Here is a 23,735-nt window from a genome sequence, read left to right as displayed (position 1 = left end):
ACTCGTCCTAGATTTGTTTGTCGTTTTGTCTGATATAGAAATAGGGCTGATTTTTATAATCGCCATATTTATCAGACAGAAGATCCTATCTATTTCGAATAAAATAAGAAACTCAAATGTTCTAAAAATATTTCCCTTGATTTTCAGGAACTTATTTGTCGCATCTTGACAATGCGCATTATCTGTCTATTTTTGCGATATGACCGTAACCGTACTGGCTATTTTAGAGACAGATTTTAAGCCCGAAAAAGCATTGGCGAAAGTAATGAACGACCGTTTGGTCCGGACGGCCAAGGAGCTGCAGGAAGTCCATTTCAGGCCGTTGTCCGGCAGGGGATTTTCCGATGATGACCTGGTGGTCTATATCAGTTATAACCCTAAATACAAGATCCGCTTCCGGATCGTGAATGACGTTCCTGCCGATATAGAATATTTCGTGGCAGAATGCTGTGGCAGATTGGGCTTTATCCTCTGGAGGGCAAATGCGATAGGGGTAAGCAGTGATGCCGGGCATCTGGATTTCCAATAGTGCTTTTGCTTTCTCCCTGAAATGTTTAGTTTTAGTTGGAATAGAGTTTTATTAAATAAAGTAAATTAATACCCGGGTCTTTTGGCCCTTAAAAAAACAGTTATGGACAAATTCAAACAGGTACAGGAAGTGATTGCGTCAGTTGAAGCTGATGTAGCAAAATTTTATGATGGAGGAAACGCTGCAGCTGGTACACGTGTACGTAAAGCAATGCAGGACCTTAAAAACCTTGCTCAGGAGATCAGGGCTGAGGTGACCGAGAAAAAGAACAGCGCAAAATAAACAGGAAACTGTTTTGGGAAATAAGGCCACTGGTATTAATCAGTGGCTTTTTTGCTTTTATTGGGTTTGGCGTGCTTTGCCGTTTGGGCAACAGCCGGGCTGTCCGCTCATACGCCTGCTGGCCTTAACCACGGGCTGGTATCCGCTGCTGTCCCTGTTGCAGAATAAAGCGTATTTTAATGCCCCAACATAAATGATTGTTACTTAAAATTCCTGCCTCCTGGAATTACGGAGTCTACCGGAGTGCCTTTATGTGGTAAGTCTTTGCCGGAATAGGGTGCTGTCCTTTCATCAGATCTGGAGAAAGCGACTGCCGGGAAACCATTGTTTTCTTCCCTGTCAATCGATCGCAGGAGGCTGGTGAGATCAAAGCAGCGTTTGACGATCACGTGGATCACTTCGCCTTCTATCTGCAGCTTTCCTTCAACCATCAGTAGTCTGGACTGGATGATTTCTTTGCGGAATTTTTCAAACAGGTTTTCAAATACGACCAGATTGGTAAATCCTGTTTCATCCTCAATGGTGATAAAACATACGCCTTTTGCTGTACCGGGACGCTGGCGGACCAGGACGAGACCTGCTACTTTTATGGTCTGTCCGTCTTTTGCCTGCGCAAGGTCTTGGGTTGGCAAAACGCGGAGCAGGCTTAACTGTTCACGTACAAAGCTCACCGGGTGTGCTTTTAGCGATAGGGATGTGGAGGCATAGTCCTGGATCACGTGCTCACCTTTGCTCATCAGGGGCAGGGTGGCCTGCATTTCCAGGCTGCTTTCTGAAGGCTGGTTTTCAAAGAGTGCAACCGGGCGGTCGGCCATGGCGGATACTTCCCAAAGGGCAGCTCTTCTGTCCAAACCAATGGAGCGGAAGGCATCGGCATCGGCAAGCCGTTCCAGGGCAGATAAGCTGAGCCCGGCATCCATTAGTTCGTGGATATGACTGTATGCTTTTTTTCTGCCATTGGTCAGGTATTCGATATCTTCAGTATTCATGCCCTTGATCTGCCTAAAACCTAAGCGGAGTGCATGAAATTTTCCGGACCTTTCTTCCAGTCGGTTGTCCCAGGTGGAATAATTGATGTCAATGGGCCTGATTTCCACTCCATGCTTTTTAGCATCGATGACGATCTGGGCAGGCTGGTAAAAGCCCATGGGCATGCTGTTGAGCAGGGCTGTGGCAAAGACATCGGGATAATAACATTTGAGCCAGCAGGATACGTAGACCAACAGGGCAAAACTGGCCGCATGACTTTCTGGGAAACCATAGCTTCCAAAACCTTCGAGCTGTTTGAATACGCGTCTGGCAAAGTCCTCGGTATAACCTTTACTGGTCATACCGGTGATGAGTTTTTCTTCAAACTTGGTCACCATGCCCTTGGCCTTAAAGGTGGCCATGCTCCTGCGCAGCTCATCTGCTTCTGCTGGGGTAAAGCCTGCGGCAACAATGGCGATCTTCATGGCCTGTTCCTGAAAGAGGGGAACGCCTAATGTTCGGTGCAGAATATCTTTTAACTCTTCGGAAGGATATTCCACGTTTTCTTCTCCGTTACGCCGTCTTAAGTAGGGATGGACCATATCACCCTGGATGGGGCCTGGACGTACAATGGCTACTTCGATCACCAGGTCATAAAAACATTTGGGCCTCAGGCGTGGCAGCATGGACATCTGGGCACGGCTTTCGATCTGGAAAACGCCCAGGGTATCGGCATGGCTGATCATTTCATAAACCTTGGGATCTTCATTTTCGTTGATCTTGGCCATGGTCAGATCAAGGTTGTAATGCGCTTTGGCCAGATCGAATCCTTTTCTGATGCAGGTCAGCATGCCAAGGGCAAGTACATCGATTTTGAGAAAGCCCAATGTGTCGATATCGTCTTTGTTCCATTCGATATTGGTGCGCTCTTCCATACGGGCATTGAGGATGGGGCAGAGGTCGGTCAGTTTGCCCCTGGTGATGACGAAGCCTCCTGTATGCTGACCCAGCTGTCTTGGAAAGCCCATCATCTGGGCGGTAAGTCCAAGTACTTTTCGAAGCAGTGGATCATTCGGGTTGAGGCCCTGTTCGGTAAGTTTTCCGCCCTCGAACCACTCATCGGTAAATTCCCAGATGGAGGAAGAGAGCCGGTTGATGGTATCCACCGATAGCCCCATCACTTTACCCACATCGCGGATCGCACCTTTTTGGCGCTGCTGGGTGACGGTCGCTACAATGGCTGCGCGGTCGCGTCCGTATTTACTATAGATGTACTGTATGACTTCTTCCCTGCGTTCATGTTCAAAGTCCACATCAATGTCGGGCGGTTCGTTGCGGGCGGAAGATATAAAACGTTCAAATAAAAGATCGAATTTGGTGGGGTCGACCGAGGTGATGCCCAAACAGTAACAGATGGTGGAGTTGGCGGCAGAGCCACGGCCCTGGCAAAGGATATGTTGGCTCCTTGCAAAACGCACGATATCGTAAACGGTGAGAAAATAGGAAGCATAGTTCATTTCCTCCACGAATTTCATTTCATGGCTGATGTTATCGGTTACTTTTTTGGGTAGGTGTTCACCAAAGATTTCGTGCGCCCCCTTTATGGTCAGGTATTCCAGTTCCTGTTGTGGCGTTCTGCCTTCCGAGGTGATCTCCTCTGGATAAATATATTTTAAGCTATCAAGGCTAAAAGTGCAGGCATCAGAAATTTTTACGGCATTTTTGAGTGCATCGGGATATTGGCGGAAAAGCCTTTTCATTTCTTCTTCCGGCTTTAAGTGCCGCTCGGCATTCTGGAAAAGCAGGTAGCCTGCATTTTGGATGGTGCATTTTTCCCTTACACAGGTCAGTACATCCTGCAGTTCACGCCTTTCGGGGTTATGGTAATAGACATCATTGGTTGCCACCAGCGGAATACCGTTTTTTTTGGAGATTTCCGAAAGGCGGAACATCCTCTTCTGGTCTTCTCCCTGATAGCTCCTGTTAATGCCCAGGTACAGGTTTTTCCCAAGTCCCTCTTTGTAGGTCTGAAGGTCTGCGTAAAAGTCCGCTTGAAAATCAAAATTCTCTGAAAGGCTATCGGGCGCGATGGCGATGAAAATAATATCTTTTGAATATTCGAATATATCTTTTTTATAGAGTTCACAGCTGCCTTTTTCGGTACGCAGATTGCCAAGGCTGAGCAGTGCAGAGAGTCTGCCGTAGCTTTCGGTGTCCGTGGGATAGGCGAGCAGGGATGCACCGTCCACAAGGTTTAACCTGCAGGCAGGTATGAGCTGGAAATCAAGTTTTCTGGCGGCGGCGTGTGCACGCACGATCCCTGCAAGGGTATTGTGATCGGTAATGGCAATTTTTTTATAACCCATGTGGACAGCCTCTTCCACGATTTCTTCGGGGTGCGAAGCGCCGCGCAGGAAACTGAAGTTGCTGGTGACCTGAAGTTCGGTATATTCCATCGCTTTTCCTTTTAGGCAAAAAATCCATGGATAAACCAGGCCGAGTTTTCGGCGGCATAGTGGCCTGAGCGGAAAAGCCAGTAGCGGTTCCCTTTTTCATCTTCGACAGTATAATAATCACGGTGTTCTCCTTCTTCCAGCCACCAGGCACGCTCGAGTCTTTCCGGTCCGTCTGCTTTTTTGATGCTGTGACGCACACCCTGGTAGATAAAGAGCATGGGCGGATAATCGGGGATGGGTGCGGTAACTTCGATCCGTTCCGGTCTTGGAAGCAGCTGTATGGGACGGTTCAAGGGATTATAGAAATTTATTCCGCTGTCTTCACTGAGATCTTTAGCCTGTTTAATTGCTCTTTCCGGCCAGTAGTCTGCCCTGGGCAGGTAACGGTGGATGGCGTTTTTACCCACTTTTCCAGCTATGCGGTCCAGTAATTCTGCCAGCGGCTGGCTGTCAAGGCCGGCCTGACCGGCCCAGATTTTTTCCTGTGGACGTTCCATTTTTTCGGTCTTTTCAGCACTCAGCGTGAAAAGCTCGATGCCCATGCCAGGTGCAATTCCCGAAATGTTGAGCGTAAAGAGTTTCATCAGGTGTATGGGGTCATCACTTGGGCGGTTGGTGCCGATAGCAGTTGATATTGTTTTTCCATCTATCCGGTAACCTTTCAGTACTGCTTTTCTCAGGCCCAATCCTTCTTTTTTAATTCTTAAACAAAGTTTGCCAAGCAGTCTTTCGATGGCGATTTCAATAGCTTTGGCTGTGCGGATAGGTTCCAGGCAGGCCAGCCTTTCTTCAAATTCCTGAATGGTGGTAATTGGGATAAAGGCCTCAGGTTCATCGCCCATGGCCTGTGCTATTTTGATGAGCAGGTTCTCGCCAAACCTTCTTCTTAAGGTGCTGCGGGGCATGTTTATAAAGCGTTCAATCCGGTTTAAGCCCAGTTTGTGCAGTTTTTCGGTGGTTTCACCCGGGATCCTGAGTGCTGCCGGTGGAAGGGGAAGTAAAGCAAAGTGCTGTTGGTATGGTGCTACGATCTCAGCTCCTTTACCATAACGGGACAGTGCCCAGGAAGTGCCAATGGTATCGGCGATTGCCGCTTTTACGGTATAACCTGACGATTGGAGTCTGCTGCTGATATGCTTAAGGTAGGCTTCTTCTCCGCCCCATAAATGACAGCATCCCGTGATGTCAAGCAGGATGCCATCGGGGCCGGTAGAAGAGAGCGGGGTGTAACGGATGGCCCATCTGGCAAGGCCTTCGAGCAGTTTTTCTTTTCTTCCCGGTTTTTCATCAAAGACTTCGAGCTCATGGACAATGGCCCGCGCATCGGCAAGTGGCATTCCGTTATGGATGCCCTGGGCGTTTGCTTCCTTGTTTGTAGCGGTGACCATCATACGTCCGTGACCGGTTCCAGCACATACCATCGCCCGTTCTTTCCATTCCGGGCGGCGGATAGTCTTCCAGTCCGTTAGCAGAAACGGAAACCATATGCTTAAAAATCGTTTTGTCATCTTTATCCTGCCTGCAGTTCATGGATAGGTAAAGCCCTGGTGTTTTCTTTTTGTGGTTGCTCGAATGTGCTGCCAGACCAGCATACTTCAAAGGTGCCACCTTCGCCGTTACGCACTTTCAACAGTTCTGCTTTCCAGCTGGGCTGACCAACACCGGGCATGCCTTCTGGCAGTATGCTGGGCAATGGGCTGATCTTCCAGCGGGCCAAACAGGTGGTATTGGAGCATATTCTTGGATTTTCCCTTAAGAATAGGGCGGTGACCTTGCTTTTTTCGATCACTAGCTGGAATCTTCTGGAGGTGGCAAAATTCAAGTCCGGGATTTCGGAGACCACAGCAGCGAGTCCTTCGCATTTAAGTGCTTCTTCGGTCACCCATAAGAGTTCTTTTTCGTTTTGCAGGTCGATGAAGATAATAGATGCCGCATTTAGCAAAAATCTTTTGGTTGCCGGCGGGAATAATTTTCTGGAGGCACTGATCCAGATACAGGGACTGCCGTCCTTCATCAGTGCGGACAGTATCCCGCTGATAAAGCCACTGCTAGCCGCGGTCTGTTCCCGGCTTTCAGATATGAATTCATGGCTACCCTGAAGCGGGAAAGAGCTGCCTGGAAAAGCAGGTGCAAAAAGCTCGAGACCTGAGATGTTGTGCTGACTTTTGGATACGGTCTTATAACCCTGCATGGAAAGGATCTGCTCCCTTAAGCTTTCAATGACCTGTTTTTTTGCTGCCTGTTCCATGATCAACCTCCTTTTTGTTTTTACATGGACAAATATAATGCTAAAAATATTAGCATTTTAAAATTATTTTGCACATTTGTGCTGGATATGGAAACAGCTGAGTTTTTTAGGGAATCAGGACAATCGCCAGGGCTGCCAAAAGAGGAGCTGGAGTATATGCCGGGATTTGTTGATGTTGAAGAGGCAGATGTTTTGCTTTCATCTTTTATTTCAACTACGCCCTGGGGTTATCAACTGATTCAATCATTATCATAGATATCATATTCACTACTGGAAAGTACCTCGAATTTTGTGTAAAATTCGCCCCGATGGTAAAACATGTAGGTAACCGGACTGGTCTTTAAGCCTGTCCCCGGTATATGCCAGTCAGATTCACATATTATCTCCATCAATTGGTCTCCAGTAAGATTGCATATCTCTTCATTTTGCACATAAATCAGTATACGGTTGTTTTTTCCTGCGGTCACCAGCCATCCGCGCTGACTGAAATATTCGGCTAGGAGCAAGGCTCTCGCCTTAACATATTCGCTTGACTCATTTATCTCCATGTAAACAAGTTAATGAAAAGCCGGTAAATACAAAAAAAAATACTTCTGTAAATACCTTTGAGATGGATGTCGTTGGCATTTTGAACAGGGATCGATATTATGGTTCTCCATTAAGATAATGAAAAGGTAATGCCTGACTGATTGTGAAATATAGGGCTTTGATAAAACCTGTATCTGCGGTCAGAAAAGCCAAAAAGGGATAATCTTACAAATTGTTCTAACTCAGCTGGCCGTCCTTTTAATTTGCTCTGACCATTACTTACCGGAGGGCTGAAAGATGTTAGAGGAAGGGGGGAGGCTGATGATGGTTTAGTTGGATTAGCAAACTTTAATAGCGCTAACTTATTAAATCTTCGCTTGTTTTCTAAATGGATATTGCTTATTTTTTTTATAGGATTTTTGGGCGATATTTATTTTATGAAAATGCGCCTTTTTTCCCTGCTCCTGATCTTTTCGGGTTTAGCTACGATAGCTGTCGCCCAGACTGCCGGTCCTAATGGGATAAAATTTTTCAAGGGGGACTGGAAATCTCTACTCAAAGAATCTGCAAGGCAAGGCAAACCCATCTTCGTTGATGTTTATACCGATTGGTGCCTGCCGTGTAAGCGCATGGAAAGGGAAGTTTTTGTTTCAAACGAGGTGGCTCAAATCTACAACAGCTCATTTATCAGTTACCGCTTGAATGCCGAACGGGGAGAAGGGATTAAACTAGCCGACAGTTATGCGGTTAAGGCATACCCGACCTATCTTTTCTTAGACACGCTGGGAAATTTAGTTTATAGAAACGGAGATTATCTTAAAGCTTCAGAATTTATAACAGCCGGTAAAGAAGCACTAAATCAGTTTAAGGTGAGGGATCTTGCAGAGATGGAAGCCCGTTTCAAAGATGGAGATAGAAATAAAGATTTTTTGAAGCGGCTGGTTATTAAACGTAGCCAGATGGGACTGGATAATGCAGAAATACTTAATGTCTATGTTCCGCTAATTTCGGATGACGAACGAAATGCTGCCAGTACATTACATTTTTTAAGTGAAAACATCGGAAGTACGCCTTCAGATGCACTTGCCGTTATTTTAAAACATATTAATGGGGTTCCTAAAGGTGATCAGCAGCTAGTGGCTCAAAAACTGTATGATAAACTGCTCTATTATGCACTGGGAAGAGCAGTTAAGGACAGAAGAGTTGATGATGCTAAGCATTATTTGACCTATGTTGAAATTTTAAGACCTTTGCTTGCCGAAAAACAACTCCCTTCAGTAGATAATCTCGCCCTGCATTACTACCATGCCGCCAGGGATACTTCCGGATTAAAGAAAGTAGGATATAGGATAGCGGAAAAACAGATGTCTATTCCGCTTGATTCAATCAGAGTGAAGGACAAGATATTGTTTGAGCAGGCTATGTGGCCTTTTTTGAGCGGGAAAGAAGATAGTACCAAGATTCCTAATTTTGAGGAAGAAAAAAAACTAGCAGCGGTTCAGTATTCGGCCAATATAGCGACTATCCTGTATACCGTTTCTGATTTTTTTAAACAAGACCTACACAAAAGTGATAAATCGTTGCTCGATGCATTGAAATGGATGCAGTTCGCCAGCCAGATTTATAAGAAGGAAAGTATAGAAAGGCTGCGATCTGAACTTGAGGCAATTTCAGCAGGAAAATAAATGTTATTGAGGCTGATTTTATCTGTTTGAAGTTTTATTCAGCGGAAGGAACATCACTGCTTAACAAAACTGGATAAAAAGGCTGGGAAGAATGAGTCTTTAGATATTCAAGTTTGTATAAGAAATCATCAGATAACGCGCTATTGTACAGTTTGGATAAAAAAGTCTCAACCATATCTACATCCGGAATAGCCATAGCATCAAAAAGGAGCATCCTTTGGAATTCTGTATTGGTATGTAGAATGCAGATATATTTTCCCACAATGTTTATACTGACTACATCATCGGTGTATATAGATTTTCGTATTTCTATATCTTGGGCATATTCTTCTCCAAAATGATTGATGTTTCTAGAAATCTTATCTGGATTTTGGGTATAGCTTAGAAAGCTGTCATTGTTGTTAGCATCTATGTATAATACAATTGGGTTCTGGTTCATAACGGTTTGTTTCTTAAACTTAATAAACCCCTGACTTAAATACAAGTGGTTTTCATATTTTGCAGACTATTGGTCAGAATGGCAAGGTTGCCAAACTTTTTATTGCCAATATACAGTATCCGTATTTTTATTGCTTCCCGGCTTAGATCAGCGTAAATGCGCAGAAGGGCGGATCGGAATTTGCAGGCAATACATCAAAAGTCCAATCCGTCCAATATTGGATAATATCAGCAAAATAATGCCCAAAATTGCGGTAAATTAGACTGCGCTATGGAACCATTTGGCTTTGAGAAACTTCCCGAAATCATCCGTCAGTTATTTGAAAAAGTAGAACGGATCGAAGAAATGGTATCAGACCTTAATCCGGCGGATGACGGATCGAGTGACCTTTTAACGGTAAAGGAAGCTGCTGATTATCTAAAGGTTTCCGTGCAATCCCTATACTCTAAAGTCAGTAGAATGGAGATACCGGTAAGCAAGCCGGGCAGACGATTGTACTTTAGCCAATCGGAACTCAAAAATTGGGTCTCAGCTTCCAGACGTAAAACCGCATCTGAAATCATTCACGAATCGCAAAGTAAAAGCAATCACTTGGATAAAAAGGACATATTCATTTAGCTTACGCCAAATTTCTCCTCATTTCTGTGCAGGATAAAAATAGCCGGTCTTTTTTCTTGGCCACCACCGATACTTTCATCTTCAACATCTTTTAGCAAAAGCCTGGCCGCCGCCTGGCGCTTGGTTTTATCCACGATCTTGGCATAAATTTCGGTATTTTTCAGGGAGCGGTGTCCGAGGAGTTTAGATACGGTGTAAATATCAGTACCCAGCTCGAGCTGAAGTGTGGCAAAAGTATGCCTGAAGCTGTGGAAGGTGATATTCTTAAAAATACCCGCAACAGTACACCAGTTGGTAAAGAATGATTTTAGCTGGCTATACTTCAGGCCTGGAAAAAGTAAATCTCCCGGTGCCATTCGGTCTCCAAGGCGGGCAACAGCCTGATCCGATATGGGCATTACCTCTGCCTTCTCTGTCTTACCTTGCGAAAACTGAATTTCAAAACTGCCTGGACTACCCCTAAGTTCAGACCAGTGCAACGTACTCACGTCCGACCACCTAAGCCCGGTAAGCCCGGAAAAAATCGCTGCATTTTTCATCAAGTCCGAGCTGGCAGGTGTATCTGCCAAATGCTGGAACTCTTCCATAGTCAGTCTTTCCCGATTCGTTTCTTTTGGTGATATAGGATCAACCATTGCATGCAGATCCAGTGGGATGAGTTTTCGCCTGTAGACATGACGCAATACGGCCCGAAATTTGGCATAATAAGTAACTGCTGTATTCCTTTTGATCGGCCGTCCATAGCGCGAGATCCCGGGTCCACTCAACAGATAGTTTTTGTAATCTTCACAAAGAAAGTCAGAGAGCTCCGGCAGACGCAGATCATGACCGCTAAAGGCAATAAAATAACGCAGTCCCATTTCCCAGTGATCATTCATTGATTTCCGGCGGCTTTTGGACACCTGCCTAAAAATCTCGGTAAAGCTTGCATTTCGATCCTGTTCTGAAATGATCCCAAAGTGCCTGTTCTGTATTTCGATCTGGCGCTGTGCACAGACGGTCTGAGCGGTGAGCAGTGTTTCTTTGTTATGAATGCGCTGCAGTTCATTCTCAGGTTTTGTGAACAGGTATAATTTCAGCGTAACAGAACGCTGGGCTTTCCCGGTCTTACTATTTAAAAACGGAGGATAATAATCCAAATAAAGACTTTGCCTCCCGGTAATAAGATTTTTCCTTCTCAATGTAACGCTTCCCATAACTTATTAACTTTTATAAAATATTTGGTTCAATGCTGATCGAAGTACATAGTTGAACTTTCCGTTAGAGAATACTTCAAGATCATTCCGTTTGATCAGGTCATAAAGTGCCTTTTCTGATATACCAAAATGCTGTTGGGCATCAGTCATACTTATACAGTAAACCAGCGCAGGATTTTTAGCTCTTTCAGTTTGCTGAACCGGCTGAAAATCGACCTGTTTAAAGGCCTTATCCAAATGCTTTCTTTTGATCAGTGTTTTCCGTTTGCTAAGCTGAATTGCTTTGATCCTGCCATTATTGATCTGCTGATAAATTATCCTTTTACTGCAGTGAAGCAGGCGAGCAGCCTGTTTCACCGTAAGGAACTCAGCAGGCAGGTCATTGATCGCTTTTGTACGGGCACTAAGCATCTGTTCATTGCTGGCAGTAATCTTTATATTACGGATTTTTTGTTTGTAGTGCTGCCTGTTACAATTCAGGCTGCAGTACTTCGTGACCGTCGTTTTTGCCAAGAATGTCTTGCCGCAGTGTTCGCAGATTCGTTCAACTGTTATATTGCTACTCATTTCATCCTTTTTTGTCGCATTTGTTGTAGGTCGACAGGACTTTTAGCCCCCAGAACATCAGTGGTAATTTCCCCTCAAATAGTGGCTTATTAGCGCCGTTTAATGTTTTTTAGTGTCGTTAAGTGTCGATAAGCGACATCATTTCACCCATGATTTTTTTGGGGAAAATTTCAGTCGCTCGAGCAACAAATGAGCAACAAAAATGCGAAAAATAGTGGTAAACCTCCAAGAAATTGGCGGAGAAATATTAACATAACTTATTAACAATCAGTATGTTAATTGCCGTAAGTTGTCGTAATTAGTGGTTGTTTTCGGGGATTATTTGCCGATACAGAACTTCGTAAATATATTCTCCAGTAAATCATCGGTAGTCACTGTTCCTGTAATTTCACCAAGATAATGCAGGGCTTGTTTAATATCCATGGCTAAAAAATCAGAAGTAACCGGATTATCTACATTGACCAAAACCCTTTGCAGCGCATGTTCGGTTTGTTTTAATGCTTCTACATGGCGGATATTGGTTACCAAAGTTTCGCTGGTATTAATGTGGTGCAAATTAACCTGTTCCAGTAAGGTGGTTTTTAATTCATCGATGCCCTGCTTTTCTTTAGCAGAAATAAAAACAACATCTAAAGCTTCGAAAGCTTTACGCTGTGCAGCTGTAAGGAGTTCGGCTTTATTGACCAAAATTAAGTAGGGGATAGCCAACTGTCCTAAACCCCGGATCTGCTCTTCAATTTCTGTAATACTTTGGGCAGCATCGGCCATGTAAATGATCAGCTTGGCCTGTTTCATTTTCTCTAAGGTACGTTCTACCCCTAAAGCCTCAATAATATCGGCGGTATCGCGGATTCCGGCCGTATCGATAAAACGGAAAACAATGCCACCAATGGTGAGTTCATCTTCAATGGTATCACGAGTGGTTCCGGCAATATCCGAAACGATAGCACGTTCTTCGTTCAGGAGGGCATTTAATAGGGTAGATTTACCCACATTAGGCTTGCCTGCAATAACTATGGGAACACCATTTTTAATCACATTTCCCATTTCGAAAGAGGAGATCAGGCGTTGTAAAACGTAATTGATTTTGTTGACCAGGTTTTTGAGCTGTTCGCGGTTGGCAAATTCTACATCTTCTTCTGCAAAATCGAGCTCAAGCTCAATCATCGAAGCGAAATGAATCAGTTGTTCGCGTAAACCCTTTAATTCGTTGGCAAAGCCACCGCGCATCTGTTGCATGGCCACATCGTGCGAAGCCTTCGAATTGGAGGCAATTAAATCGGCAACAGCTTCTGCCTGACTTAGATCGAAAGCACCATTTAAAAAGGCACGTAAGGTAAATTCGCCAGGTTTGGCCGCACGTGCACCTTTACTGATTAATAGGTTAATAATCTGCTGGATAATGTAGTTGGAGCCATGGCAGGAAATTTCTACTACATTTTCTTTGGTGTACGATTTAGGGGCAACAAATAAACCTGCCACCACTTCATCAATAATATGATCGCCATCTTTAACCAGGCCAAAATGTAAAGTATGCGAGGCCTGCTTTTCTAAATCTTTTCCTGCAAATACGGTATTGGTAAGAGAAATTGCCTCTGGACCAGATAACCGGATAACGCCAATGGCGCCAGAACCTGAGGGAGTAGATAAAGCAATAATGGTATCTTGATTGTTCATATGTGGTATTAAAGCTGCAAAAATAAGGCTAATCTATGGGTATATCGTGTAAGGGAAGTAATTTTTTTAAGCATTGCTTAATCGGTTAATTGACTTCAGACTCCGGACTGCCGACTCCAGACTATAAACTCGTTCCACTTTTCAATATTAAAGCTTATCTTAAAACATTTTAATCCCGATTGTGTTTAAACCTCAAATCAGAATAGGCTTTTTATGACGAACAATTTACCCCTAACCGTTAAACGGTCGATAGAATTATTAGGATTAATGGCCATTGTAGCCGTTATGGTAATCGGAAGAGATATTATCATGCCGATGTTGATGGCTTTTTTTATCAGCATTATGCTGCTACCGGTATATCGCTTTTTAAAAAGAAAAAAAATACCCGAATCGTTAGCCATCATTCTATCCATTTTATTGGTCGCGCTTTTTGTAGCGTTGATTATTTGGTTTTTTTCGAACCAGATTGGCATTTTGGTTAAAGATTTTCCACAGATAAAAGCAAATGTAACGCAGCATATCAATTCTTTAAGCGATTGGATTAGCCGTATTACCCATTATGACGATAAGCAGCAAAAAGCCTTTATACAAGCTAAGAGCGACGATCTGATGAACATGGGGACTTCGCTGGCGGGTGGTGCTGCTGTAACCTTAAGCGGTATTTTTGTCTTTATCGGTTTATTGCCCATTTATATTTACCTGATGCTTTTTTATAAAGATATTTTATTGCGCTTTATATTTATGTGGTTTAAAACCGACGATCATCCAAAAGTGAAAGAAGCAATTTATGAAACTGAATCGATCATTAAAAGCTACTTAATCGGACTATTGATCCAGATCACTTATATGACCATTTTGTTGGGGGGGATATTAATGTTAATTGGTATAAAACATGCCTTGTTAATCGGCGTAATCTTCGCCATATTAAACCTGATACCATATGTGGGCGCCCTAATTGGTAACGTAATAGGGGTGTTGTTAACACTTACTTCATCGCAAGAATTATGGCCGGTTATTACCGTTTTAGGTGTAATTGCATTTGTTCAATTTTTAGATAACAACATACTAATGCCGCGTATTGTGGGCTCTAAGGTAAAAATCAATGCCTTGTTTGCCATTCTAGGGGTATTTATTGGTGGCAGTATAGCTGGTGTTTCAGGCATGTTCCTCGCACTGCCTATTGTGGCCGTACTCAAAATCATCTTCGATCGTACTGAATCTTTTAAACAATGGGGAGTGCTATTGGGAGATGAACGCCCGGCCAAAAGTCCCATGACTTTTCCCAACTTTAGGAAGAAAAAACCAGTGGCTACCAAAACAGGAATAGAAAAGGGATAGCCTGTGGGTATGGAAAATGTAGTGAGCTTAACGATAATCAGCGTAATCTGGGGAAACAATTGAGGTACAGGTCCCTCCCCAGATTTTACGACGATAAATGCAGATGATATTGAATTTTCATTGGCATAAAAAATTTAAGCTAATGTTAACCCGTGGTAGAAGATTGAATTGCGATCTTAATTTCAGGTATTTATTTTGTATGCGCTTCTAGTACTACATTCCTGCCGAGGGTTTTAAACCTAACCGCATTATCTTGTTCTACAGTAATGGTAATGTGGCCTGTTTTACTCGTATTTATATCGCTTACCCGGCCATGCTTACCTATATGTGTTCCTTTAATTACAACGCAGTAATCGCCATCTTTTAAATTTGTTGTTTCCATTTTAGTGTTTACGGGTTTGGGGTTGTTTCTGAACTGCGTAGTTTTATTTCAGTATTTAATTGACTTAATCTAATTACCGCCGGCAACCATGCTAACATACAGCCTGGAATAACGGCAAGAAGTACAAAGTTTTGTTTTTTAGCGATAAGGTATAAAAGTGCAGCAAACAAAAAGAGTAACACAATAGAACCTCCAATTAACAGACCTCTTAATTGTTTTTTCTGTTTGTTTAGTTCGGTTAGGCTAAGTTCGGATAGTTTGTTATTATTCATCAAGGTTGTTTAGTTTCTTAATTAAAAGTATGAATTTTTTAATGTTTTTAATAGGTTAATTTAAATTTATGAAGGATGAAGATGTAAAATGCTGGTTATGCAACCTCATCTATTCACAAATTCTACTATCTTGTAAACGCGTTGTTTAATAAACCAAAAACCTTTTTTTGATAAAAAAGGAAGCTATTTTCTAATGCTAATGCCAAAAAATAGATCATGATCAAAAGATTAATGCCATTATTGTTGCTATTGGTTTCTTCCGCCGGTTTTTCGCAGGAAACGATCAAAACATATCTTTCAGGAACGGATAAAGATCATACTAAACTATGGGATTTTTATTGCACCGCTGGCCGTAAAAGTGGTATATGGACAAAAATACCTGTGCCATCTAATTGGGAATTACAAGGCTTTGGAAGTTACAACTACGGGCACGATAAAGTTAAAGCGAACGAACAGGGGATTTATCGTTATGAATTTCTGACGGGTAAAATAACAGGAAAAAAAGTATTCCTGGTTTTTGAGGGGGCTATGACCGATACTAAGGTAAGTATTAATGGAAAGTTGGCAGGTGATGTGCACCAAGGCGGATTTTATCGATTTAAATATGATATTACAACACTTTTAAAACCCGAAGGAAAGAATTTACTGGAAGTAACGGTTGATAAAGTTTCTGAAAATGCTTCTATAAATAAAGCCGAAAGAACAAGCGATTTTTGGATTTTTGGCGGCATCTTCCGTCCGGTTTACCTGGAAACTGTACCAAACAGGTTTATAGAAAGAGTTGCGGTTAATGCTAAGGCCGATGGTCGCTTCCAGCTTGATGTTTATGGACAAAATTTAGCTGCCGGCGATATTATTGAAGCCCAGGTAAAAAAAATAACTGGTGAAAATGTAGGAAAAGCATTTGCTATAAAAGCGGATGCCGCCAATGGCCGGCAAAGCCTGGAGGCTACTTTTTCAAATCCTTTATTGTGGAGTAGTGAATTTCCCAATTTATATCAAGTGGTAGTGCGCATCAAAAATAAACAGCAGATTATTCATCAGGTGAAGCAAAAATTCGGTTTCCGAACACTTGAACTACGAAATGGCGATGGTTTTTATGTTAATGGCGCGAAAATGATTTTAAAAGGTGTTAACCGCCACAGCTTTTGGCCCGAAAGCGGACGTACATTAAGCCGCGAGGTACATTTAATGGATGTAAGGTTAATGAAAGAGATGAACATGAACGCCGTTCGTATGTCGCATTATCCGCCAGATGCAGAATTTTTGGATATCTGCGACTCACTAGGTTTGTATGTGATTAATGAGTTAACTGGCTGGCAGGCAAAATACGATAATACCGTTGGGCACAGGCTTGTAAAAGAGCTTGTAATCAGGGATGTAAACCATCCTTCTATTATTTTTTGGGCCAATGGCAACGAGGGAGGTTTTAATACTGACCTCGACAATGACTATGCCCTATACGACCCACAGAAACGTACTGTAATTCATCCTTGGGAGAAGTTTAACGGAACCGACACCAAACATTATCCAGATTATAATTATATGGTTAAGGCGGCTACTTCAGGGCAGGAAGTCTTTTTTCCGACCGAGTTTATGCATGGCCTTTACGACGGTGGTGCTGGCGCTGCGTTAGACGATTTCTGGAATCAGATGTTAATCCACCCTCACGGTGCCGGTGGTTTTATTTGGGCTTTGGTGGATGAAGACGTAATCCGGATAGATAAAAACGGCATTTATGATGGCGATGGAAACCATGCACCCGATGGAATTGTTGGTCCACATCGAGAAAAGGAAGGCAGTTTCTACGCCATAAAAGAGATATGGTCTCCTGTTTTTATTGATCTGCCAAAAATTGACAGTGATTTTAATGGAAAAATTCCAATGGAGAACCGTTTCAGTTTTACCGATCTTGATCAATGTACTTTTAAATGGAAATTAGTGAGTTTCCCATCGGCTAATACGGAAAGCACAAAGGCTACTGTAAATGCCAATGGGGCAGTAACTTCCAGGCTTAAGCCTGGTGCAAAAGGTACGCTCAATCTGGTTCTGCCAAAATCTTGGGCACAAAGTGATGCCTTATATTTAACTGTTTATGGAGCTGATAAAAAGGAAATATTTACCTGGAGCTGGCCAATAAAAGCTGCCCGTTTAATTGCGGAGAAGCAAGAAACTACCCTGAACAATTCAGAAGTAAAAGTCGAAGAAACTAAGCAGTCGCTTGTGGTTAAACAGGATGGTATAAGCTATTATTTTGAAAAGGCATCGGGCTACCTGGAGAAAGTTGTTAAAGGCAATGCCATTATTTCTTTATCGAAAGGTCCGGTGTTGGCTGGTGTAAATACCGAATTGAAAAATTTTAGTCATCAAGCGGAAGGAGCAAAGTATATTGTTGAATCTGATTACCAGGGTGCTGGTCATTTGCACGCGCGGTGGATATTTGAAGCCGGAAAGTTAGCGAAACTTGAATACCAATTTAACCAACAGGGAGATGCTGATTTTATGGGGATTACCTTTAATTATCCGGAGGATAAAATTACCGGAATGAAATACCTTGGCCGCGGGCCGTACCGGGTTTGGAAAAACAGGTTAAAAGGGCAGCAGTTTGGGGTTTGGCATAAGGATTATAATAATTCGATTACGGGCGAAACCTGGGGTTATCCTGAGTTTAAAGGCTATCATGCTGAAGTGAACTGGGTTAGGGTAGAAAATAAAGAAGCCCCGTTTACGGTTTATATAGCCGATGAAGATACTTATCTACAGATGTACAGGCCTGCCCGTGAAGCTGCCGCACTAAGCAACAACAATGTAGAACCTGCCTTCCCTGAAGGGAATATCGGTTTCTTAAAAGGGATAAGTGCCATTGGCACCAAATTTCAGTCGGCTTTATTATTAGGACCGCAAAGCCAGAAAAACAAAACAGATGGAAAAACCTTTAAAGGGACGCTATTATTTGATTTTAACCAATAACGCATCCCTTATATTAGTAATAAGAAGTATTGAGGTTACTGTTCTGCTTTTCTGCGGCCTCGATAGGGGCATAATCAGAAAGAATAAGTGCTTCGCCTTTTTTGATGCAAACATCATGTTCAAAATGCACAGATGGACTTCCATCAGCCGTTCTGATCGTCCAACCGTCTTCGTCAAGAAAAACATCTTTTTTGCCCATATTTATCATTGGTTCTATGGCCAGTACCAGATTTTCTCTTAATAGTAAACCATTGCCTTTCCTCCCATAATTCGGTACCTGTGGATCTTCGTGCATATCTTTCCCTAAACCATGGCCTACCAGATCTCTTACTACGCCATAACCCTGCTTTTCGTTATGATTTTGGATAGCTGCACCAATATCGCCAATGCGTTTGCCCACAACAGCTTCTTTAATACCCAGAAAAAGTGATTCTTTAGTCGTTTTTACCAGGTTTAATACCGCTTGCGATACTTCGCCTATAATAAAGGTATAAGCATGATCGCCGTGAAAACCGTTTTTTATGGTACCCACATCTACTGAGATAATATCGCCATCTTTCAATTCATCTTTAGTTGGAAAGCCATGTACAACCACATCGTTTACCGAGGTGATGATATGAAAAGGGAAGCCATTATAGTTATAAAAGGAAGGTACAGCACCATTATCAAGTATAAATTCGTTAGCTATTTTATCAATCTCGAGGGTTGTAATGCCTGGCTTTAATATTTTAGCTACTTCTGCAAGGGTATTGCTCACCAGTAAGGCACTGATCTGCATCAGCTCTACTTCTTCGTTAGTTTTATATAAAATCATTGCTGCAAATTTAGCAAAAGAAGCGAAAAGGAAAGAAGACGAAGGATTGAATGATAGAATATTTGTAGCTAAATTAAGAGCATAACCGATAATCGAGTGCTAAAACCTTATTTCTGATTCTACTCAGGGTTTCCAGGCGCATACCAAGGTAGCTGGCCAGGTATCGTTGCGGTATTCTGGTAATATCCAAACTGCTTTCCTGTAGTTTACGGTACCTGCTCATTGCTTTGGGTATCCTTGCCAGGATTGATCTTTCTGATGCCGCATAATAATGAAGTGCCAACAGCTTTCTACCAATGAAGTTAGCCTCCGGATAGTTGGTATACATCACATCGATAAAGGTATATGGAATGCAGATGAGTTGAGATTCTTCCAAGGCCTGAAGATACTCTATAGAATTACTTAGCTGCTGATCGGGATGACGTATGGCGCCTATTAATTCATTTCCAAAACTAAACCAGGTGCTGATATCTTTTTTACCATCGCGCACAAAACCACGTACGAGACCGTTTACCAAAAAATACAGCGAGGCGTTACTGTCTATTGGTGAAAGGATATGTTTATTCTTTTTAACGTGGATGAGCTTACAAGATTTTTCATATTCGGCTTTAAGGGCTTCAGATAATGGATAGAATTGCGCGATATAATCAAAAAGCGGGCGCAAAAATGATGTTGAATAAGACATAATTAAAGCTTGTTTAGATTTTTGAGAATGGATAAAAGCATTCTCATTTAGAAACACCATAATCATATGATGATCTGAAACCAAAAGTACCTGGTATTTCAGTATTTGATGAAATGCAGAGCGGTTGTGGCCTCTAACGATACGATCGTTAGACTAAAAAATGGCTATAAACGGGTTAACGGCTTAATTATTATGCAAAATAGGTGGTTGGCATTACGCCTGTTTCTTTTTTAAATGCATTATAAAATGTAGCCAGGTTTTTAAAACCGGCTTCGGAGGCGATGGCTTCGATGGTTATTTTATCTGATTTTAGGGGGTATTGTTTTAAAAAATGATCAACCCGGTAACTATTTATCCAATCGCGGAAATTTTTGCCGATATGTTTGTTAATTACGAAAGAGCAGTGGTGTATGGGGATGTTGAGTTTTGCTGCCAGATCGATAATCTGAAAGTTGTGAAGCAGATAAAGTTGTTCCCGTTCCATTATTTCTTTCATCGCAAAGGCATAGTCAGACAGTTGTGCATCTAAAAGATTAATTTTTTTGACTGTAGCAATTGTAGGTTTTAGATCTTTTTCTGATGAGGAAAGTAAGGGGGCATCAGTTTCCGCTTGGTTGGTTTCTAATTTCTTAGTTACAGGTTTTTTAGTCCAGTCTACAGCCACCAGCAAATAGCCATAAAAAATATAAGGCTTGTGGAGTGCATACAATAAAATGACTAATAGTGCTAAACAGTTAAGTACAATAAATGAAGCGTTCACATATGGGATGTGTAAGCTTCTTAAAATAATAGGCACCAAACTAAACAACTGGAAAAAGGTGGCAATCCGAAGAAAAAAGATGATCCATTTTCTGCCTTCACCTTCGAGTATCTGTTGTGGTTTGTTTTTTAAACGGAGTACGGCAACCCAGGTAAGGCATAAATATCCAAATACAAGCACTGGCCTAAATAAATAATGAAAATATGGAGGAAACAGGCCACTTTTTGCTTTTAGCGAGAAGTAACCGTTTTCGGCTAATTGGCTTCCTATTAAATTCCAATTGAGCGTTGTAGAGAAATGCCAGGGGATAACGTGGATAATGGCTAACAAGGCAGGTACAAAATGAAGCCATTCTATTTTTTGTAAATTTTTACGATCTTGAAGAAAACCTGTTATGTAGAGGTAAAAGCAGGCCGGAGCAGCATAATAAAACGGAGTAAAAGTTTGATGGAAAAAGGCCAAAGCATAAGGCTGGCCCGATTTAAAGAGCAATGAAGTTAAAATCTGGCCAAATCGGGCAAAAAATATAACCGAAAGCAGAATGTTAAGCAGTTTATTCCCTCTTTTTGCAAAAAAAAGATGCATAGAAAATAAAAGTAAGAATAAACAACTGGTGCTAACGAGAAGATTCAGAGACTGCATATTTCCAACCAAGATAAAACATAATTGTTAATTTAAATTCCCCCGATTGTAAAATATTTTATTATAAAACGTGCCATTTGCAAAATGTTAAAAATGAGATAGCTTATCAAAAATAAGATTAGTGCCAGCAAGTGGCTGTCCTTATGTTTTATTGGCCTTTTTATACTATCTGCAATAATGATTTGGCATAAACGTTTGTTTAATTTATAAAAAGCAATAGTTTTGCGGCCCGTTTATTGTAAGCGGAAAGGAATATTATTTAATTAATGGATGTTTAGCATCCTATAAAAGAAAAATTATGGACAAATTTAAAAAAGTGCAAGATCTAATCTCTTCTGTTGAAGCAGACGTAACTAAATTTTATGACGGTGGTAATGCTGCTGCAGGTACACGTGTACGTAAAGCAATGCAAGACCTAAAAGTTTTAGCCCAAGAAATTAGAGCTGAAGTAACTGATAAAAAAAATAGCGCTAAATAATTTGTTTTCGCTTTAAAAAAAGGCTGTATCATAAATATAGAATTGTCATCCTGTCCAAAGGACTCCTACGGAGCGCCTGTCGAAGGATCTGCCATAACGCAGTTTAAGGCATTTCGACGGGCTTAATGTGACAACATTAAAAAACTTGTTTTATGATACAGCTTTTTCTTTTTATATGCTGATTTTGGTCTTTATGCTTTACGTTTACTGGTAATAAGTTTGTCGGTAAAGAAATCGCGGAAATCACTGTAGTAAAGATCGCCCACTGTAAAGCTAACATGGTTAGATAATGTTACCCTTGTTCCCTCTACATGTAAAATATGGTTGATGGAAATAATATACCCTCTATGCAATTGGATAAAGCCCTTTTTAATGTTCAGTTGTTCTTTAACATCTTTCAAGCTTAAATAAGCAATAATTACTTTCTCTGTGGTGTGGATTTTAATGTAGTTATGGAAACTTTCAAAAGCTATGATATCTGCATAACGCACTAAAACCGCTTTGTGGTTTTCTGATTTGTTTTTGACCAAGAAATAAGTTTCCTGTTCTATATTTTGTATTTCTTCCTCAAAAACGCGGTTTACGGTTAAAGCAAATTTAGCATAACCATAAGGTTTAAGTAAATATGCATCTGCTTCTGCCTCGAATGCCTCAAAGGCATATTCCTCATGTGAGGTGGTAAATATCAGTTTCCGGGTTTTGGAACGGATTGCTTTAGAAAGTTCGATGCCCGAAATCTGTGGCATTTGAATATCCATAAATATCACATCTACCTGATCAATCTTTTTCAGCTCGTTCAAGGCCACCATCGGATCGGTGTAGCTAGCCAGGAGCTTCATATTTGGGGTGTCTGCTATGTATTTTTCAAGACCCGAAATCGAGTTTTGCTGGTCATCAATGGCTATACACTTAATCATTTGTTAATCTTCTTGGTATACATAACGAAATTACACCTTTTCATACCGAAAATAGAACGCTTTGTCCTGTTTTGCCTCAAATTTTCTTGATATTGGCTAATTTAAGGTAAAAAGAGCTTTATGATGTATACAGGAGTGATTAAATGGTACAATCCGGTAAGAGGTTTCGGATTTATCGCCCCCGATGGTGGAAAAGAAATGATTTATGCAGATAACCAGAAATTGATAGGGATTTACCGGCCTTCTTTACAAGTAGGAACCAAGGTTCGCTTTAATTTAGAACAGGGGCAGGTGGGGTGCCAGGCAACTAATATTGTAGTGCTGGCTGTAGGGTTTGATTAACATTTGCACCGATCTGTAACGAAAACAGACCGATCTGTGTAAACTGGTGCTTAAAATTAAGGACAGAATACGATCTTGCGTATGCGAACAATAAAATGTAGAAAACTTAATCCAAACGGTGTTTTGTTTGGAAGCAATAAGTATTATTTTCATTAGCATCTACCTATTAACTTTTCATATCTGGATTATCTCTCTTTCCTATCTAAATTAGCGCTCTATTTTTAGATAGGATTTTTTCGGATAACGTTTTTGCTTAAATTCGTAATACCTTTCGGGTACGGGTATTTTTAAAGCAATTGTTTATGAATTTCAAAACCTTGGTTCTTTTGTTGAGTACAGTTTCTACTGCACTTATTGGTGGCCTCTTTTATGCGTACTCCTGTTCAGTTATCCCGGGCCTTGCGCGTCTTTCTGATGCTTCTTTTTTACAAGCGATGCAATCAATCAACCGGGCTATTTTAAATCCGCTTTTTTTTATTTCTTTTATGGGTACGCTAGTGATATTACCCATAAGTGTTTGGTTTTTTAGAGAGCAGCCTATGGTGTTTTACTTGCTTTTGGCGGCAACCTTATTATATTTTGGTGGTGTTTTTCTGGTTACGATAATTGGTAATGTACCGCTCAACAACCTATTGGATGGAGCAGATCTTGATAAACTTGGTGCAACAGAATTAACTGCTTTGCGCGAAAAATTTGAGCCAAGCTGGAATTTATTCCATCGGATCAGAACCATCGCCTCATTTATCTGTATTGTACTGCTAGCGTATGCCGCAATGTTAAGCCGTAATGTTTAAGGCTTGTATATTAATTTTATAGCTTTTGAGACAGATACAAATCCGTGTTTATCAGTGTGTGGATCCGTGGTTAAAAACGCTTAATCTATCTGTTGGTATTTCATCAATCGAAATGCAATAATTGTTATAAGTACCGTTTTTTATCTT

At 41.5% G+C, this 23,735-nt stretch carries 24 protein-coding genes; 10 read left to right on the top strand and 14 right to left on the bottom strand.

Annotated features, from left to right (window positions below):
• The first annotated feature begins 199 nt into the window (after positions 1 to 199).
• Both FHT21_RS10595 and FHT21_RS10590 read left to right on the top strand, forming a co-directional pair.
• Positions 200 to 529, top strand: a complete 330-nt coding sequence (locus FHT21_RS10595; RefSeq protein ID WP_167294635.1) for a hypothetical protein — start codon at positions 200 to 202, stop codon at positions 527 to 529.
• Between the two features lie 102 nt (positions 530 to 631).
• The gene (locus FHT21_RS10590; RefSeq protein ID WP_167294634.1) at positions 632 to 811 is read left to right on the top strand and encodes a histone H1; all 180 of its coding nucleotides are present in this window, start codon (positions 632 to 634) and stop codon (positions 809 to 811) included.
• A gap of 200 nt (positions 812 to 1,011) precedes the next feature.
• On the opposite strand, the gene FHT21_RS10585 is transcribed toward FHT21_RS10590, so the two are convergent.
• Genes FHT21_RS10585 through FHT21_RS10575 form a run of 3 tightly spaced genes read right to left on the bottom strand, consistent with a single transcriptional unit; the run spans position 1,012 to position 6,484 of the window.
• Positions 1,012 to 4,236 (bottom strand): error-prone DNA polymerase, encoded by a 3,225-nt coding sequence (locus tag FHT21_RS10585; RefSeq protein ID WP_167294633.1) that lies wholly within the window; start codon positions 4,234 to 4,236, stop codon positions 1,012 to 1,014.
• Positions 4,237 to 4,247: 11 nt separating this feature from the next.
• The gene (locus FHT21_RS10580) at positions 4,248 to 5,744 is read right to left on the bottom strand and encodes a DNA polymerase Y family protein (RefSeq protein WP_167294632.1); all 1,497 of its coding nucleotides are present in this window, start codon (positions 5,742 to 5,744) and stop codon (positions 4,248 to 4,250) included.
• A 2-nt stretch (positions 5,745 to 5,746) separates the two neighbouring features.
• Positions 5,747 to 6,484 carry an Error-prone repair protein ImuA gene (locus tag FHT21_RS10575; RefSeq protein WP_167294631.1) on the bottom strand — a complete coding sequence of 246 codons (738 nt, stop codon included), beginning with the start codon at positions 6,482 to 6,484 and terminating at the stop codon, positions 5,747 to 5,749.
• A 24-nt stretch (positions 6,485 to 6,508) separates the two neighbouring features.
• On the opposite strand from FHT21_RS10575, the gene FHT21_RS10570 reads away from it, so the two are divergent.
• On the top strand, positions 6,509 to 6,739 hold the full coding sequence (locus FHT21_RS10570) for a hypothetical protein (RefSeq protein ID WP_167294630.1): 231 nt from the start codon (positions 6,509 to 6,511) through the stop codon (positions 6,737 to 6,739).
• Here FHT21_RS10570 and FHT21_RS10565 read toward each other — a convergent pair.
• Entirely contained in the window at positions 6,724 to 7,032 is a 309-nt protein-coding gene (locus tag FHT21_RS10565; protein ID WP_167294629.1) for a hypothetical protein, read from the bottom strand. The two genes, FHT21_RS10570 and FHT21_RS10565, sit on opposite strands and share 16 nt — an antisense overlap.
• A gap of 399 nt (positions 7,033 to 7,431) precedes the next feature.
• Between FHT21_RS10565 and FHT21_RS10560 the strand changes: the two genes are divergently transcribed.
• Positions 7,432 to 8,697, top strand: a complete 1,266-nt coding sequence (locus FHT21_RS10560) for a thioredoxin family protein (protein WP_167294628.1) — start codon at positions 7,432 to 7,434, stop codon at positions 8,695 to 8,697.
• Between the two features lie 34 nt (positions 8,698 to 8,731).
• Here the strand turns inward: FHT21_RS10560 and FHT21_RS10555 are convergent, their stop codons facing one another.
• Positions 8,732 to 9,136 (bottom strand): hypothetical protein, encoded by a 405-nt coding sequence (locus FHT21_RS10555; protein WP_167294627.1) that lies wholly within the window; start codon positions 9,134 to 9,136, stop codon positions 8,732 to 8,734.
• Positions 9,137 to 9,406: 270 nt separating this feature from the next.
• Between FHT21_RS10555 and FHT21_RS10550 the strand changes: the two genes are divergently transcribed.
• Positions 9,407 to 9,754 (top strand): helix-turn-helix domain-containing protein, encoded by a 348-nt coding sequence (locus FHT21_RS10550; RefSeq protein ID WP_167294626.1) that lies wholly within the window; start codon positions 9,407 to 9,409, stop codon positions 9,752 to 9,754.
• Here the strand turns inward: FHT21_RS10550 and FHT21_RS10545 are convergent.
• From FHT21_RS10545 to mnmE, 3 genes are all read right to left on the bottom strand, one after another.
• Positions 9,751 to 10,950 carry a site-specific integrase gene (locus FHT21_RS10545; RefSeq protein WP_167294625.1) on the bottom strand — a complete coding sequence of 400 codons (1,200 nt, stop codon included), beginning with the start codon at positions 10,948 to 10,950 and terminating at the stop codon, positions 9,751 to 9,753. The genes FHT21_RS10550 and FHT21_RS10545 overlap by 4 nt on opposite strands.
• A gap of 6 nt (positions 10,951 to 10,956) precedes the next feature.
• Positions 10,957 to 11,517, bottom strand: a complete 561-nt coding sequence (locus FHT21_RS10540; RefSeq protein WP_167294624.1) for a helix-turn-helix domain-containing protein — start codon at positions 11,515 to 11,517, stop codon at positions 10,957 to 10,959.
• Between the two features lie 318 nt (positions 11,518 to 11,835).
• Positions 11,836 to 13,194 carry a tRNA uridine-5-carboxymethylaminomethyl(34) synthesis GTPase MnmE gene (mnmE, locus tag FHT21_RS10535; RefSeq protein ID WP_167294623.1) on the bottom strand — a complete coding sequence of 453 codons (1,359 nt, stop codon included), beginning with the start codon at positions 13,192 to 13,194 and terminating at the stop codon, positions 11,836 to 11,838.
• Positions 13,195 to 13,407: 213 nt separating this feature from the next.
• On the opposite strand from mnmE, the gene FHT21_RS10530 reads away from it, so the two are divergent.
• Complete coding sequence (locus FHT21_RS10530; RefSeq protein ID WP_167294622.1) at positions 13,408 to 14,532, top strand: AI-2E family transporter; 1,125 nt, start codon at positions 13,408 to 13,410, stop codon at positions 14,530 to 14,532.
• Positions 14,533 to 14,722: 190 nt separating this feature from the next.
• On the opposite strand, the gene FHT21_RS10525 is transcribed toward FHT21_RS10530, so the two are convergent.
• Both FHT21_RS10525 and FHT21_RS10520 read right to left on the bottom strand, forming a co-directional pair.
• Positions 14,723 to 14,914: an RNA-binding protein gene (locus FHT21_RS10525; protein ID WP_167294621.1), complete on the bottom strand. Its 192-nt coding sequence runs from the start codon at positions 14,912 to 14,914 to the stop codon at positions 14,723 to 14,725.
• Between the two features lie 8 nt (positions 14,915 to 14,922).
• Positions 14,923 to 15,186, bottom strand: coding sequence for a hypothetical protein (locus FHT21_RS10520; protein ID WP_167294620.1), 264 nt, complete (start codon positions 15,184 to 15,186; stop codon positions 14,923 to 14,925).
• 216 nt (positions 15,187 to 15,402) lie between these two features.
• On the opposite strand from FHT21_RS10520, the gene FHT21_RS10515 reads away from it, so the two are divergent.
• The gene (locus FHT21_RS10515; protein WP_167294619.1) at positions 15,403 to 18,156 is read left to right on the top strand and encodes a glycoside hydrolase family 2 TIM barrel-domain containing protein; all 2,754 of its coding nucleotides are present in this window, start codon (positions 15,403 to 15,405) and stop codon (positions 18,154 to 18,156) included.
• A 13-nt stretch (positions 18,157 to 18,169) separates the two neighbouring features.
• Here FHT21_RS10515 and map read toward each other — a convergent pair whose 3' ends face one another.
• From map to FHT21_RS10500, 3 genes are all read right to left on the bottom strand, one after another.
• On the bottom strand, positions 18,170 to 18,970 hold the full coding sequence (map, locus tag FHT21_RS10510; RefSeq protein WP_167294618.1) for a type I methionyl aminopeptidase: 801 nt from the start codon (positions 18,968 to 18,970) through the stop codon (positions 18,170 to 18,172).
• A 73-nt stretch (positions 18,971 to 19,043) separates the two neighbouring features.
• Positions 19,044 to 19,655, bottom strand: coding sequence for a Crp/Fnr family transcriptional regulator (locus FHT21_RS10505; RefSeq protein ID WP_167294617.1), 612 nt, complete (start codon positions 19,653 to 19,655; stop codon positions 19,044 to 19,046).
• A gap of 190 nt (positions 19,656 to 19,845) precedes the next feature.
• Entirely contained in the window at positions 19,846 to 21,000 is a 1,155-nt protein-coding gene (locus FHT21_RS10500) for a helix-turn-helix domain-containing protein (protein WP_167294616.1), read from the bottom strand.
• A gap of 355 nt (positions 21,001 to 21,355) precedes the next feature.
• Between FHT21_RS10500 and FHT21_RS10495 the strand changes: the two genes are divergently transcribed.
• Positions 21,356 to 21,535: a histone H1 gene (locus tag FHT21_RS10495; RefSeq protein WP_057933955.1), complete on the top strand. Its 180-nt coding sequence runs from the start codon at positions 21,356 to 21,358 to the stop codon at positions 21,533 to 21,535.
• 191 nt (positions 21,536 to 21,726) lie between these two features.
• On the opposite strand, the gene FHT21_RS10490 is transcribed toward FHT21_RS10495, so the two are convergent.
• The gene (locus FHT21_RS10490; RefSeq protein WP_167294615.1) at positions 21,727 to 22,452 is read right to left on the bottom strand and encodes a LytTR family DNA-binding domain-containing protein; all 726 of its coding nucleotides are present in this window, start codon (positions 22,450 to 22,452) and stop codon (positions 21,727 to 21,729) included.
• A 120-nt stretch (positions 22,453 to 22,572) separates the two neighbouring features.
• Here FHT21_RS10490 and FHT21_RS10485 point away from each other — a divergent pair, with 120 nt between their 5' ends.
• Both FHT21_RS10485 and FHT21_RS10480 read left to right on the top strand, forming a co-directional pair.
• Positions 22,573 to 22,794, top strand: a complete 222-nt coding sequence (locus FHT21_RS10485) for a cold shock domain-containing protein (RefSeq protein WP_167294614.1) — start codon at positions 22,573 to 22,575, stop codon at positions 22,792 to 22,794.
• A 302-nt stretch (positions 22,795 to 23,096) separates the two neighbouring features.
• Positions 23,097 to 23,588 (top strand): anthrone oxygenase family protein, encoded by a 492-nt coding sequence (locus FHT21_RS10480; RefSeq protein ID WP_167294613.1) that lies wholly within the window; start codon positions 23,097 to 23,099, stop codon positions 23,586 to 23,588.
• The last annotated feature ends 147 nt before the right edge of the window (positions 23,589 to 23,735 follow it).

Origin of the sequence: Pedobacter sp. SG908, from assembly GCF_011759615.1 — a bacterium.
In the GTDB taxonomy this organism is placed as follows: domain Bacteria; phylum Bacteroidota; class Bacteroidia; order Sphingobacteriales; family Sphingobacteriaceae; genus Pedobacter; species Pedobacter riviphilus.
Note: the sequence above shows the minus strand (reverse complement) of the source record. Positions and strands in the feature narration are given on the sequence as shown.

Excerpts from the sequence above, each read along its gene's own strand:
- FHT21_RS10590 (WP_167294634.1), top strand. The coding sequence starts at position 632 with ATGGACAAATTCAAACAGGTACAGGAAGTGATTGCGTCAGTTGAAGCT.
- FHT21_RS10575 (WP_167294631.1), bottom strand. The coding sequence starts at position 6,484 with ATGGAACAGGCAGCAAAAAAACAGGTCATTGAAAGCTTAAGGGAGCAG.
- FHT21_RS10530 (WP_167294622.1), top strand. The coding sequence starts at position 13,408 with ATGACGAACAATTTACCCCTAACCGTTAAACGGTCGATAGAATTATTA.
- FHT21_RS10580 (WP_167294632.1), bottom strand. The coding sequence starts at position 5,744 with ATGACAAAACGATTTTTAAGCATATGGTTTCCGTTTCTGCTAACGGAC.
- FHT21_RS10495 (WP_057933955.1), top strand. The coding sequence starts at position 21,356 with ATGGACAAATTTAAAAAAGTGCAAGATCTAATCTCTTCTGTTGAAGCA.
- FHT21_RS10505 (WP_167294617.1), bottom strand. The coding sequence starts at position 19,655 with ATGTCTTATTCAACATCATTTTTGCGCCCGCTTTTTGATTATATCGCG.
- map (WP_167294618.1), bottom strand. The coding sequence starts at position 18,970 with ATGATTTTATATAAAACTAACGAAGAAGTAGAGCTGATGCAGATCAGT.
- FHT21_RS10525 (WP_167294621.1), bottom strand. The coding sequence starts at position 14,914 with ATGGAAACAACAAATTTAAAAGATGGCGATTACTGCGTTGTAATTAAA.
- FHT21_RS10585 (WP_167294633.1), bottom strand. The coding sequence starts at position 4,236 with ATGGAATATACCGAACTTCAGGTCACCAGCAACTTCAGTTTCCTGCGC.
- FHT21_RS10515 (WP_167294619.1), top strand. The coding sequence starts at position 15,403 with ATGATCAAAAGATTAATGCCATTATTGTTGCTATTGGTTTCTTCCGCC.
- FHT21_RS10520 (WP_167294620.1), bottom strand. The coding sequence starts at position 15,186 with ATGAATAATAACAAACTATCCGAACTTAGCCTAACCGAACTAAACAAA.
- FHT21_RS10565 (WP_167294629.1), bottom strand. The coding sequence starts at position 7,032 with ATGGAGATAAATGAGTCAAGCGAATATGTTAAGGCGAGAGCCTTGCTC.
- FHT21_RS10595 (WP_167294635.1), top strand. The coding sequence starts at position 200 with ATGACCGTAACCGTACTGGCTATTTTAGAGACAGATTTTAAGCCCGAA.
- FHT21_RS10490 (WP_167294615.1), bottom strand. The coding sequence starts at position 22,452 with ATGATTAAGTGTATAGCCATTGATGACCAGCAAAACTCGATTTCGGGT.
- FHT21_RS10500 (WP_167294616.1), bottom strand. The coding sequence starts at position 21,000 with ATGCATCTTTTTTTTGCAAAAAGAGGGAATAAACTGCTTAACATTCTG.
- FHT21_RS10550 (WP_167294626.1), top strand. The coding sequence starts at position 9,407 with ATGGAACCATTTGGCTTTGAGAAACTTCCCGAAATCATCCGTCAGTTA.
- FHT21_RS10570 (WP_167294630.1), top strand. The coding sequence starts at position 6,509 with ATGGACAAATATAATGCTAAAAATATTAGCATTTTAAAATTATTTTGC.
- FHT21_RS10485 (WP_167294614.1), top strand. The coding sequence starts at position 22,573 with ATGATGTATACAGGAGTGATTAAATGGTACAATCCGGTAAGAGGTTTC.
- FHT21_RS10480 (WP_167294613.1), top strand. The coding sequence starts at position 23,097 with ATGAATTTCAAAACCTTGGTTCTTTTGTTGAGTACAGTTTCTACTGCA.
- FHT21_RS10545 (WP_167294625.1), bottom strand. The coding sequence starts at position 10,950 with ATGGGAAGCGTTACATTGAGAAGGAAAAATCTTATTACCGGGAGGCAA.
- FHT21_RS10540 (WP_167294624.1), bottom strand. The coding sequence starts at position 11,517 with ATGAGTAGCAATATAACAGTTGAACGAATCTGCGAACACTGCGGCAAG.
- mnmE (WP_167294623.1), bottom strand. The coding sequence starts at position 13,194 with ATGAACAATCAAGATACCATTATTGCTTTATCTACTCCCTCAGGTTCT.
- FHT21_RS10555 (WP_167294627.1), bottom strand. The coding sequence starts at position 9,136 with ATGAACCAGAACCCAATTGTATTATACATAGATGCTAACAACAATGAC.